The following is a 12,416-nucleotide window of genomic DNA, read 5'->3' on the forward strand; positions in this document are numbered from 1 at the left end:
GTGTCGTGTCAAGTTGCGGAATAAAAAAAGACAAAACATCCACTTGGATGTTTTGTCTTTCGGCATTAGGAATCCTTTGATCTGTTGGCCATATCGATGATCATTACGATAAGCACGAGTAGTTGAATGAGCACTTCAATACTCATATCAATCCCTCCCAGCTGCAGGTAATGCTCCTTCGTTTCGGCCTCTCCTCCCCTTATGACAAGGGTAAAAATACATCTCCCATTACCATATCTATGGTCGGAATTTGGAACTTATGACAGAAACCCAGACCGCTGCAGCAGACATAACGATTGACAATAGACATACGGCGACAAAATGAAGCAATGTATTTTCAATAAACCAAGACTCGAGCTTGGCCGCTTCTGCCCCTCCTCGAACAAGCACAATCGCAATCGGATGCAAGATATAAATCCATACCCGCCATTCCCGGAAACCTTTGCCCGATTTCCCTTTCCATTGCTGCGCCCATTGAAACAAAAAATAGGTGGCAGGAAGCGCAAAGATATACATGCTGTCATGCCTAGGTATTTCCGCCGAGTGCAAAAGTATGCCTTCTGCGAACATCAAGCCAAGCGAAACTGCAAACAATCCGGCATTCGAGAGCGGTGATCTTTGCGCTTGGCGCCCTTTGGCAGCCCATGCTCCCATGGCCAGGTAGACGGGGGCATAAAATATGCCGTTGCGCGTAAAGTCGAATATGGCGAACATGCCGTCGTACGCCTCCGATATTCCGTGATATGGCTTAATAAAGCCATAGTAACTGTCACCGAGCAAACCAATGAAATACAATAGAGCAGCTACGGCGAGCATAGCCTTAAGTTGCATTTTCTTATAAAGCACCGTAGTTAATACGATGCCGATCATCAAAGCAGGCAAATACCACAAATGATAAAAAGTGCCGTCAAACAGCAAATCCTTAAAGATTGAATACGCGGTAAAATCATTTTTAAAGTAGCCTGTATACACATTGAGAGGGATATACAAAACGATAGCGATAACATATAGCTTTCCTATTTTTTTTAGATAGTCCTTCATGGCTCTCAGATCGCCAGCTTGATCCCCGTTCAGTTTACGGAAATAGAAGAAGCCTGAGGTCATGAAAAAAATGGGGACAGCCACACGGGTCAAAATGCCGCTGAGCAGGAAATTTGCATAGGGACTGTAAGACAGCAGCGGACCTGTATGATTGGCGACAACTAAGAGAGCAGCAATAAACTTAAGCCAATCAAGTCCGTTGTAATTTGGTTTATCCAGCACTAGCTTGCGTCCCCGAGCCTGAATATGCCGTGACGATAAATCCGTCCCTATTGTTCCCCGATATCCGGTACAGATCACATTTAACAATGGGGACAGTCGTATAAGCGCCCTTTTCTGCCGGAATATAATAAATGCTCATCGTCAATTGGTTATGCTCATATCGAAGATGCTCGCCTTCATACCGATAGTTCTGAACAAAGTCGATATACTCCTCCAGACAAAAACCGTTCTGCTCCATAATGGAAGCATGGGGATAACCGACGTACCTGAAATGCCAAGGCTCGCATGAAATCGATGTGATCGTTTCTTTTCCTTCCTTATATCGTTGAACAAATCCAAATTCAGCAGCATGCTGCTTGAAGGTGTGGTAAACCCCTGTGTCAGGAAATGATGGCGCAATAAAGTCCACTTCCTTATCCAGCTTGCCGACATCGATGGCTAACCCTGTTTGATGCTCGCTCCGGTCAGGCAAGGCTACGTAACAGGATGTATACTCCGGTCCATTTTCTAGCAAGGAATCTGCATAGATCTGGATTTGTTCTTCTTTGGTGCGATACCCGCTAACCGCGACGATCTCCTCCATTCCCTGGCAAGCTTCCAATAGGGATAGGAGATGTTTTAGGCACGTTTTCTCGAGAAGCATGCCATCATGCAGCTCTCTGATCTTTTCATTGGAGCTAAGCGCCAGCAGCTTATGCGGCGGCAGTGGTTTTCGAATCGGATTCTCGCGATTGATGAGCACCAGCGGTCCCTCGTACATCGCTGAACGATTTACCTGAACGGCAGCGGGTAGGTCATGGCTGCTTTGTTGAATTTGCTTTGCATGATTCGTTTGTCCCATTGAGTTCGAGCCTCCTCTATCCCTTTGTATATTCGAGCCACTCTAGGCGAGAGCGACGTTGATATTTCTTGCGCAACACTGCCAATATGGGCAGCCAGCTCTGAAAAGGTGATTTCTTCGCCGCCTTGGCGGCCGATTAACGTCACCAAGGTCCCTTCTGCATATTCATGCGGCAGCCTTATCATGAGCTGATCCATGCAAATTTTGCCCACCACCTTTGCCCGTTGCCCCCCGACCAAAACTTCAGTATGCTGCATGGCTTGTGACCAGCCGTCCGCATATCCGATCGGAACCGTACCTATCCATTCCGCTTCTTCTGCCTGATAGGCGTTGTCATATCCCAGATATTCTCCTTTGCACAGCTGCTTGACCTGCATGAGCTTGCTATGCAGGCTTAGCGCCGGTTCAAGTTTTACAGAGGTAACCAGCTTTTTCGGGTAAAAACCGTACATAGCTGCGCCAATACGGACCATATCCATCGCTAATTGAGGAAAACGAAGCGCTGCTGCACTCCCGGCGCAGTGATAGTGGCGAATCCACAGCTTAGATGCCTTTGTCCATTCCATCATGCCAGCGAAACGGTTGACCTGCAGCTCAAGAAAAGCAGTATCGGCTTTGCTAGCAGTGGCAAAATGAGTGTAAAACCCGTCAACGACAATATCAGCAGCTTTTAGCCAAGGTACTAATGCCTCCCATTCGTCCTTCGTTTGCAAGCCGATTCGACCAAGTCCCGTATCCACTTTCACATGAACTTTAAGCTTCTTCCCATGAAATGAGGGCTTGTGCGCCCTCATCTCTTTAAACCAATGGGCACTCGTGACGGTTAGCATCAAATCGTGTTCAATTGCAAGCTTGGCATGCTTGGGAAGAATCGGAGTCAGAATTAGAATCGGGAGCGTTGTCCCATTTTCCCGCAGGCGAATGCCCTCATCCAGATAAGCAACTGCAAGGGAATCCGCTCCTGCTTGCTCTGCCATAGCAGCTGCTTCCCTGTCGCCATGTCCGTAGCCATTTGCTTTGACGACCGCCATCAGCTTGACTTTTTTAGGCAAGCTTTGGCGTATTTTCAGCATATTCTCACGGATATGGTTCAAACTAATTTCAGCCCAAGTCGCTCTATGCATTGAAATCACCTCGTATAGTGAAGCAATTGTTTTTCGGCGTGACGGGTAAACGCATAATCGATCAGCTTCTCGACAAGCTCGGGGTAAGCCGTTCCATTCGTTCGCTCCCACATGACCGGATACATGCTGTAATTCGTAAAGCCTGGCAGCGCATTGATTTCGTTCAAGTAAAGCTGGCCGTCACTTGTGTAGAAGAAATCGATACGCGCGAGACCGGAGCAATCATGCGCTTCGAAAACTTGAACCGCAAGCTGCCTGATTCGGATGGTGATCTCTTCCGGCAGCAGCGCCGGGATGGACATCGTCAGCTGCTTGTCCATATATTTGGATTCAAAATCAAAGAAAATATGATTATGCACGAATTCTCCTGGCAAGGAAGCAAGCGGCTTCCCATTCCCCATCACCGCGACTTGAATTTCCCGGCCGATGATTTCCCGCTCAATGACGAGCTTGCTATCGTAGTTGAAGGCTTCAATGATTCCATCGATCAACTGCTGCTTATCGATGCATCTGCTAATTCCGATACTTGAGCCTAGAGAAGCCGGCTTTACATAACAGGGATAACCGATGTTCTTTGCGACAGCATCGAGCACAGCCAAACGGTTATCCTGCCACTCGGCAACACGGCAGGCTAAGTAATCGGTTTGATTAATGCCGGCTTGGGCGGCAAGCTGCTTGGAAATCGCTTTGTCCAGCGTAACCGCCGAAGAGAGCACGCCATTGCCGACATAAGGAACGTTTAATAGCTCAAGCAGCCCTTGAACGGTTCCGTCCTCGCCATTCGAGCCATGGAGAAGCGGCAGCACCACTTTTTTTCCTGGAATCGACAATTGATTCGTAAGCACCTGCCCCATCGATTCGGCGGCAGTCTGAGATTGGGCTTGAAGGGACAAGTCAGTAATATCCAAGCCTTCACGGCTAAAGTTATCCTGCACGCACCAGATGCCGTCCCGAGTAATGTAAATAGGAGAAATGTCAAATTTGGATTCATCTATGGATTGGATGACTGTATAGGCTGTTTTTATGGATACCTCATGCTCGACGGATTTCCCTCCGTAAACAATAAACAATTTTGTTTTCACAACAAAAAACCTCCTAAAATCGACTTGTTATCTCTATTAAAGATAACCGTCAATCGTTAAGAGGCTTGTAAGTAAAGTTTAATTAAGTCTTAAGATTCCTTAAATAGTTTATATGGTTTGCTTCGCAGTAACCGTCATCGCCGCGGCCAGCTCCTGTAAATCTCTGCCCTGTAGCGCACCGGCTACAAGCTCCGGCAGACGGTCCGGCGTACAGCCGAAGCTTGGGATGCCAAGCCCCGCAAGTCGTTTGGCCAGCTCCGCATCATAAGATGGAATGCCGCCATCGGACAAGGCTAGCAAGCAAAGCACGCTTACGCCCGATTGCCGCATGTTCTCCATCCTTCGTACAAGCGCGGACTGATTGCCGCCTTCATATAAATCGGAAATAAGAATAAAAAGCGTCTTCTTCGGATCATGAATAAACTGCTCGCAATACTGGACGGATTTATTAATGTCCGTGCCACCGCCAAGCTGAATGCCAAACAGCATATCAACAGGATCATTGGCGCATTGCTCGCTTAGATCGACGACTTCCGTATCAAAGGCCACGACATGCGTGTCAAGAGCAGGAAGGCTCGCGAAGATCGAACCGATAATCGAAGCATAGATGACGGAATCAGCCATGGAGCCGCTCTGGTCAATATCCAGAATGACGGTCCATTCCTTGCTTCGCCTTGCCCGCTCAAAAAAGTAAAACCGTTCGGGAATGAGCAATTGGCTATGATGGTCGTAATGCTTTAAATTTCGACGGATCGTCGTTTTCCAATCCAGTCCCGACATGGACGGGATCGGCGAGTGCCGCCTGCGATTCAAGGCGCCTGTCACAGCGCGGCGTATTTCATGCTCTAGACGTGCTAATATTTCATTGACGACCTCGCGGACAAGCATCCTCGCCGTTTCCTTCGTTTTCTCGGGGATTCGTCCTTTTAACGCAATAAGCGTCGCCACCATCTTAATATCGGGTTTGATCTGGCTGAGCGTCTCCGGCTCGAACAGCAGCTGCGTCAAGCCTTTCCGCTCAATCGCATCCCCTTGAATGACCGATACGATATCCGGAGGAAAGAAGCTTCGTACATCTCCCAGCCACTTCGTCAGCTTGGGCGAAGAAGACCCCAGACCGGCGCTTCGCTTGCCAGACGTATTTTGGTTATCTTGACCTGTACCAAATGTTTCGTCGTAAATTGCGGCAAGCGCTTCATCCATTAAGCTGTATTCTTCATCGAGCAAGCCTTGCCCTTTAGCCAAATCAGTCAGTTTCTCGTTTGCCGCTTGGCCAAGAATAAGCCGCCAACGTTTCAATTGTTCCAATTCCTGATGATCGCTCATGTTATAGGTCTCCAAAATCGAACTCATTGAGCTCGTCCAATTTTTGCTGTTCCTCGGTACTTAGTTCCCGCTGCAGAACATCTGCGACTTCGTCAACCCCAAGACCCCACAGCTCGCCGAGCAGCTCAGCGATCGCGTTTTTCTCCCTTGCTTCAAACGATGCGAAGGCCCGCCTCAAAAACACGAGGGAACGTCGGAACTGCTCTTCATCCAGCGATTGCAAATAGAGATCGAGCTGTTCCCACAGCTGGCGGCGCGATAGCAGCACATACCGGTTTCGAAGCGAAAGCCCTTCAAACCAGCCGGCACCGATATCGGCCGGAATTCCTGGCGATAACCGGCGGGAAACCTCGCCTGCCAGCCGTTCATTTTCGATTTTATTCCTCTCTAGCAGAAGCGCAAAAGCAAGGCCGGACAGCTTGGCATTACGGTCATCGCGATAGGCGAGCTGTTCCAGCTGCTGCTGCCAGCGTTCATCATCCACCAGGTCGTAATGCTGCTGCGATACCGTATGCATATCTATAATCGCTGCAGCCATGCTTGTAGCCGCATCATCGCTGCACACGGCCGAATCGACAAGAAGCAGCGTGCCTCTCAGAAAGAGCTGCTGAAGCAGGGGGATTAGTACAGCGGTATCCATTTTGCGAACATCGCCAAATTGCACCAATATCGATAGCTCGCGCAGAGCTGCGGAAATTTGCGAATAATCGCCGGCCTCAACCGCAAGCTGCTGCAGTGTCCGGCGGGCATCCTCCATCGAAGTCGGGAGGCCGCACTGCCATGCAGCCTTTACTAACGCTGCGGCTTCAACGATATTGGCGCTTTTCTCCAGAGACTCTTTGATGCAAAAGGAAGCGGCAAGCTCGATGGTCTCCCCTTTCATAATCGATTCGACGATTTCGATCTCGGCCTCTGGCGTCCAGCGCAGAACCCAGTTCTCCGCCCAGGTCGCACCGTCCTGCCTAACCGAGCCTTTCTTTGCAAAGCTGATTTGCAGAAGCTGAAGCCGTTCGAGGAAAAAAGACCTGCGAAGATCAAGGAAAGCAGCTTCCTCTGATTTGACCCTTCGGTTCTCGCGAAGATCAAGCGCAAGGTCAGTAGTCACGGTTGTTTTATATTTTTCAAGCTTCAACATTTTTAAGTTCCGGTTTAAATCATCCTGTATCGGCGTTTGGCTAACGCCTTCAGGCAATGCTCCGATAGCTGTGCCAATATCGGTTCTGACCAGTGCGTCCGCGACGACGGATAGCTCTCCATCGCCCAAGCAGGTAACTGCCGCATCGCGCAAATCCTTTAAGATTGGCTGCTGCCCGCCATGCATAGAAGCAAGTGCATCTGCCAAGCGAACGGCTTCAATCACCGATGCTGCTGAACGATACGTCCCGCTATCGCGCATCTGCCCTGCAATCGAAGCTAAATATAAGGAAGACAGCTTGCCGCGGTCTCCGCTTTGTAAACATCGCCACGCCAGTTCGAAATAAGCGGGTGCGGGATTGCCTGCTCCATAACCCGAATGGCTGGACAGTTTATAATACGAATAGGGCATAAGCGTTAGCTTCGTCCCTATAGACGGCAAACTTGCAGCTTCCTTATCTGACATGGGGGCCATATCCGCTCCAAGCGCTGAAACATGGTAAGCTCCCGTAACGACAACGATTTTTTCGGCTGCAATCCCTTCTTCCAATGCTTTGGCGATACTCATGCGCATATAAGCTTCGCGAATATCATTGTGCGCGGCTTCATAAGGGGTATGAAGGCGTTCCTCGCTCTCGGACAGCTCCCGCATTTCCCGCGAGAACGCATGGATGGCCTGCCGGTATGCCCCCGGCTCATCCATATGCTCGAAGCAGCGTTCCCAGTAAGCTTCATAATCCGGCTCTCCGGCGAGCTCGGCAACACGCTCATATCGCTCGTTTATATGATGGTAGTGCTGCTGGGCAGCATCGCCTGCTTCATTGTGGTCTTGGATCGCTCTACGGCTTGCTCGCAGGCTAATCGAAACCGGTGAGGGAAGGTCAATAAATCGTGCTTCCACCCCATGCTTCGCCGCCCATACAAAGGCTTGGTATTCAGGCGAATATTCCGCTAGCGGAAACACGACCGTTTGAATGGGCAGCTGTTCCGTATAGGCCAAAATAGCAATTGGAGGCTTTACGCCGCTTAGCGTCATTTGGCTAATTAAATCCGTAGCATCCGAAGGGCCTTCTACGAGAACAAGCTGCGGCTGCACGATGTCAAGAAATGTTCGCAAATGGATGGCGCCGGTCGGCGAGAGATGCCGAACGCCGAATAATTGCACGCCGCTCGTAGCTGCGGCAGCCGTACTCACGAGTTCAGCTCACGGCAAGCCCGATACAATCCTCTCCAGTCGGCTCCCCGTTTCTTCATCACATTCTCCAAATACTCCTTCCAGACGGTGTCGTCCTTAGCCTCATCCTTCACGACTGCACCAAGCAAACCCGCAGCCAAATCCTCTTCCGCTACTTGCCCGTCCCCGAAACTGCTGGCCAGAGCCATGCTGTTTATCAACAACGAGATCGCTTCGGCAGTCGATATCGCGCCGCTCGGCTGCTTCAGCTTCTCTTTGCCGTCAACGGTCATTCCGCTTCGCAGCTCGCGGAATATCGTCACGACCTTGCGTACCGCCTCCTCTTCCGGAACGGCACTGCCCAAGCGGTAATTAGCCGCAATTTCGCTCACACGCTTCCGAACGATCGTTACTTCCGTTTCTAAGTCAGAAGGTGCCGGAAGTACAACGATATTGAAGCGCCGCTTAAGGGCCGCGGACATATCATTGACCCCACGGTCACGCGTATTGGCCGTTGCAATGATCGAGAAGCCTCTTGCCGCAGGCATATCTTTGCCAAGCTCGGGAACGGAAATCGTCTTCTCTGACAAAATGGAAATCAAGGCATCCTGCACTTCGGACGCACAGCGGGAAATTTCCTCGAAACGCGAGATCCCGCCTGTCTCCATCGCCCGGTAGATCGGACTCTTTACCAGAGCCTCTTCGGATGGGCCATTCGCAAGCAGCATGGCATAATTCCAAGAATAACGGACCTGCTCCTCTGTCGTACCCGCAGTCCCTTGGATGACCTTGGACGAATCTCCATGAATGGCAGCCGTCAAATTCTCTGAAAGCCAGGACTTTGCGGTACCTGGCTCACCGATCAGCAGCAGTGCGCGGTCCGTCAGCAGCGTTGCAATCGCAATTTCCACCAATCTCGTATGGCCGATGTATTTTGGCGTAATATCGACATCGCCAGCACGCCCGCCTGTAATAAAAGTCAGAACGGCACGCGGCGACAGCTGCCAGCCTTCAGGCCTTTCCCCTTTGTCGCTTGCCTTAAGCGCTGAAAGCTCATGCGCATACAGCAGCTCAGCCGGCTGCCTTAATATATTTTGTTTTTGATCCATGACAGAAATCCCGCTCCCTCTTGTTTTTCATTTATTTCCTCAGGTTTGGCCGCTAATTGCTCCGCTAGCTGCTTTAATTGATTTTTTGCATATTCATAAGTCACTTTATCCGCGATCTGCTGGATCCGCTCCGCATAGCTGCTTGGGAGCATGGCAATGACAACTTGCGCTTCCCTATCCAGGTAGTGAAAGGATTTTTGAGCGGCAAGCTCTAGCGCATCAATGACCATATCGGGCGTATCGCGGTGTCCCAGCCGAAAGAGAGCATAAAATAAATGAATGGTCCGCTGCTTTAGGAGCTGAGGTGCCACTTTAGACTTTTCGACGAGGTAAGCAATGACCTTCTTATCCGGCTTCGTGGCGAGGCGACAGACTAGCTCCTCTTCGTTAAGCTCAATAAACCGGTCTACCCACCGCTCATCCCATGCCAAATTCTGCCTAGACCTGCCCTCAAACAAAATATCGATAAGCGAATTGTGGCTGTATTGGTAAATCGTTTGAAGCAGATCACTCATATACTTGCCTTTTTTAGTTTTAAAATAGCTCTCGTACAGCTCATAAACTTGAGCCGCATCATAAATGCGCAGGGCAGCCTTAAAGGAATAACCGACGAAATATTCTTTTTCGCTGCGCTGTTCATGCATGAACGTTAAGGCATTGATGTCGTTTGAGTGCAACAAAATGGCAGCCGCTTCGCTTGTGAGCGACTCCGTGCCCTTGAACTCCAAATGATTATTTTCAAGCGCTGCCATTAAGAAGCTGATAACCGAACCGTCCTCTGCCCTTGTCTCCAGACATTGGATTACGCTGCCTAGCTTCTCCCGCAGCTCTACATCCTTCACGCTGGGAACATTTTTGTCGATGAGCGCTTTGCCGTAATGGAGTAATTGTAACGTTAAGGCAGCTGATTCATAGTTTTGGATGGGCCCAATGGAAAGCTCAGCGTCTTTGCCCATTAAAGCTTCCATGAATCGATCGTCGATTTTGGATGAAGACAAGTGAGACATCGCTGCAAGCGCCGCTCCGCGTACTTCTTTCTTTCGTGCATAGGACAAGTCAAGCAGTTCCTCTTCGAAATGCGGCAAGTCGGCCATTAACGCAATCGCTGCCAAACGCACAGGCAGAGCCGCTTCTTTTGAGACCGACGATAGCAGTGGCCACAGCTCCTCCCGGTTATCGGTCAGCTTATAAAGGGTTGTTATTATTCTTGCATCGCCACTTGCTCCGTCCCGGTCAAATTGCTGCTGAAGCATAGGAAGAACAGCCTTGCCGACGATCGGAATTACATGCTCAGCGACATAATCGGCAATTTCGGAATAACTATCCCTAAGGGCATGCACTGCCGGAAGCGCTGTTCTTAAGTCAGCGAATGCCCCGTCCGTTTTCCCTTGGGTAATAATTTCGAGCCTGCCAGGCCCGCGCTGCGTAAGCGCGTCCATTAACGGCTTCAGCTTGCGGTAAGGAATGTTCGTAGAAGCGACAGCGCCTGTTGACGAACCTAATGCCGACAGTTCGCCTGGCGCTTCCGTCGTGCTTTGGGTATGGAGCACGGCTTGCAGCAGCACGGCCAAATCAAGCAGCTTCCCTGCGGCATCCTCCGGTTGAGCTTTCGTCACTGCCGCTACCTCTTCGGCTACCCGCTTAAAGATTGGCGCTTTTTCGCCTAGCTGCGCAAGCTGCGGCTGTATTCGATTCAAACGGAGATCGTCAATGGCCATGTTTGCTCCAGCAATGGAAAGCCGGCGAACGTCTTCATGCAATTCTCGCAATAATGGAATACTCATACTATGCTCCTTCGGCAATCTTTAATAGAATAAACGAACAATATCGTCATTGGTTATTAACGTCAGCGGCTGGGCCACGAGCTTTCCTTCCGCAAGGCGATCCTCAAACATGACAAGCACTGCCGTTTCCGTTAGCATATTTGGGCTGACATATGGCAAGAGCTGCATGGTCGGCTGATTGAGCCGCTGGGTATGGGCAAGAGGAAGCCTAGCTCCTTGCTCATCGACAAGAACATACCCTTCCCCGATTTGAGCGATCTGTGCAGCATGCAGAAGCATCACCGGATTTTTGTCAGCCAACGGGCTTTTGAGTTGATTTTTCACGGCTTTTACTGCAGATGCGACGCTCCGCTCCGCAAAGGAGCAAATATCCGACCGATCGGAAGAATGAAGCTCCCGCATCGTCAGCTCTTCCCACCGTACCCGGGCATTCAGATCACCTGGATAAGTAAACAGCTCCTTGGTCTGAACCACCATTGAGCAGGTATCCTCTTCCTTCATATGCTTGGCTGCACGAAATGGACGGTAGCTGCGCGTAACAACAAGTTCTCCGCCTTGCAGCTGCACCCAATAGCCTTCATCCACATGTTCGCCGCGGGCTTCGTCGGTATAGGAGTGGAAGCATAGCTGAATTAGCTCTGCATTTTCGCGTACGCGGCCAAGCTCGCGCAACTCGGCGAGCTGCCAGGCATGTCCAATTTTTTCTTCCAGGACGGTTGCTACATCCAGCGGGCGTTCAGGATCGGCTATGCGAGCATTTAAATGCTCTTTGCTCCGCTTGATTAGCGCATGCAGCGCTGCCAACTTTTCTATTGCTTCCGAATAGACGGATTCGGGGTTGTCTGCTGAACCGGTGAGTACCAGTACCTCTCGCACGGCTGCTTGGATTCCGGGGATATAATGGTTGCCAAGCTGCTTGGCTTGATCTTCATACATTTTAATGGAACGCTTATCCAAAGCCGCAAGGCCGGATTGGACGATTTGCAAAACAAGCTTGTGGGCAAGTTCTATTCCTTCCAATTGAGCAGCCAGCTTCTTGGCTAGCGCATTTTTGTTTACTTTCCTTTTGCTTTCCGTTCCGGTTGGGGCGGACGCGGTATCCTTCTTCTTCTCTTCGCGTTTATCCGCTTTCTCCCGTTTATCGGCAATATCCGCCGGGAGCTCATCTACCGTAAACTCTTTTCCCCCGGCATAAGCGTACATCAAACCTAAAATATGCTTACAAGGAAATTGTCGGCTGGGACAGGAGCAGCGAAATACGGGCTGTTCAGCCTTTACGAAATCGGCGGAGCAGCTGTAAGGCTCTTTACCGCTTCCTTTGCATTCCCCAAACAGCAGTGTCCCGTCTTCCGTGCGGCTGAGCTTCTGAAAGCTGTTTTTACGAACAAGATCATTCCCATTTTTGATGGCTCCTGCATTAAGGGCTAATGAATCGATATAAGCTGCTGATAGATCTGTCATAGTTTCCCTCGCTTATTAGGTTGTTTTACCCCAACTATTTCCACAAAATAATAGCGGTTTCCTGCTTTTGCAGAGAATATGCGGCTTTAAGCATAGAAAAACCCAGGCATAAATGCCT

At 50.1% G+C, this 12,416-nt stretch carries 9 protein-coding genes; all 9 read right to left on the minus strand.

Going from position 1 to position 12,416, the window contains the following annotated elements; translation table 11 throughout:
• Positions 1-237: 237 nt before the first annotated feature.
• The 9 genes from FJQ58_RS29490 to FJQ58_RS29530 all read right to left on the minus strand — a co-directional run bounded on the left by FJQ58_RS29490 (position 238) and on the right by FJQ58_RS29530 (position 12,298).
• Positions 238-1,263 carry an acyltransferase gene (locus tag FJQ58_RS29490; protein WP_162341839.1) on the minus strand — a complete coding sequence of 342 codons (1,026 nt, stop codon included), beginning with the start codon at positions 1,261-1,263 and terminating at the stop codon, positions 238-240.
• A complete protein-coding gene (locus FJQ58_RS29495; RefSeq protein WP_238404391.1) occupies positions 1,253-2,104 on the minus strand; it encodes a D-alanyl-D-alanine carboxypeptidase family protein in 852 nt (283 codons plus the stop codon). The genes FJQ58_RS29490 and FJQ58_RS29495 overlap by 11 nt, the downstream gene beginning before the upstream one ends.
• Positions 2,035-3,228, minus strand: coding sequence for an alanine racemase (alr, locus tag FJQ58_RS29500; protein WP_139999009.1), 1,194 nt, complete (start codon positions 3,226-3,228; stop codon positions 2,035-2,037). The genes FJQ58_RS29495 and alr overlap by 70 nt, the downstream gene beginning before the upstream one ends.
• 5 nt (positions 3,229-3,233) lie before the next feature.
• Entirely contained in the window at positions 3,234-4,310 is a 1,077-nt protein-coding gene (locus FJQ58_RS29505; protein ID WP_139999011.1) for a D-alanine--D-alanine ligase, read from the minus strand.
• A gap of 108 nt (positions 4,311-4,418) precedes the next feature.
• On the minus strand, positions 4,419-5,636 hold the full coding sequence (locus FJQ58_RS29510) for a VWA domain-containing protein (RefSeq protein WP_139999013.1): 1,218 nt from the start codon (positions 5,634-5,636) through the stop codon (positions 4,419-4,421).
• Position 5,637: 1 nt separating this feature from the next.
• The gene (locus tag FJQ58_RS29515) at positions 5,638-7,965 is read right to left on the minus strand and encodes a DUF5682 family protein (protein WP_139999015.1); all 2,328 of its coding nucleotides are present in this window, start codon (positions 7,963-7,965) and stop codon (positions 5,638-5,640) included.
• Complete coding sequence (locus FJQ58_RS29520; RefSeq protein WP_139999017.1) at positions 7,962-9,053, minus strand: AAA family ATPase; 1,092 nt, start codon at positions 9,051-9,053, stop codon at positions 7,962-7,964. The genes FJQ58_RS29515 and FJQ58_RS29520 overlap by 4 nt, the downstream gene beginning before the upstream one ends.
• Positions 9,029-10,837, minus strand: coding sequence for a hypothetical protein (locus FJQ58_RS29525; protein WP_139999019.1), 1,809 nt, complete (start codon positions 10,835-10,837; stop codon positions 9,029-9,031). The genes FJQ58_RS29520 and FJQ58_RS29525 overlap by 25 nt, the downstream gene beginning before the upstream one ends.
• 21 nt (positions 10,838-10,858) lie before the next feature.
• Positions 10,859-12,298: an SWIM zinc finger family protein gene (locus tag FJQ58_RS29530; RefSeq protein ID WP_139999021.1), complete on the minus strand. Its 1,440-nt coding sequence runs from the start codon at positions 12,296-12,298 to the stop codon at positions 10,859-10,861.
• Positions 12,299-12,416 lie beyond the last annotated feature (118 nt).

Origin of the sequence: Paenibacillus paridis, assembly GCF_006345825.1 — a bacterium.
Classification (GTDB): domain Bacteria; phylum Bacillota; class Bacilli; order Paenibacillales; family Paenibacillaceae; genus Pristimantibacillus; species Pristimantibacillus paridis.

What these genes read in the sequence shown, in the direction of transcription:
- FJQ58_RS29525 (WP_139999019.1), bottom strand. Translation starts at nt 10,837, where the DNA reads ATGAGTATTCCATTATTGCGAGAATTGCATGAAGACGTTCGCCGGCTT.
- alr (WP_139999009.1), bottom strand. Translation starts at nt 3,228, where the DNA reads ATGCATAGAGCGACTTGGGCTGAAATTAGTTTGAACCATATCCGTGAG.
- FJQ58_RS29520 (WP_139999017.1), bottom strand. Translation starts at nt 9,053, where the DNA reads ATGGATCAAAAACAAAATATATTAAGGCAGCCGGCTGAGCTGCTGTAT.
- FJQ58_RS29510 (WP_139999013.1), bottom strand. Translation starts at nt 5,636, where the DNA reads ATGAGCGATCATCAGGAATTGGAACAATTGAAACGTTGGCGGCTTATT.
- FJQ58_RS29495 (WP_238404391.1), bottom strand. Translation starts at nt 2,104, where the DNA reads ATGGGACAAACGAATCATGCAAAGCAAATTCAACAAAGCAGCCATGAC.
- FJQ58_RS29530 (WP_139999021.1), bottom strand. Translation starts at nt 12,298, where the DNA reads ATGACAGATCTATCAGCAGCTTATATCGATTCATTAGCCCTTAATGCA.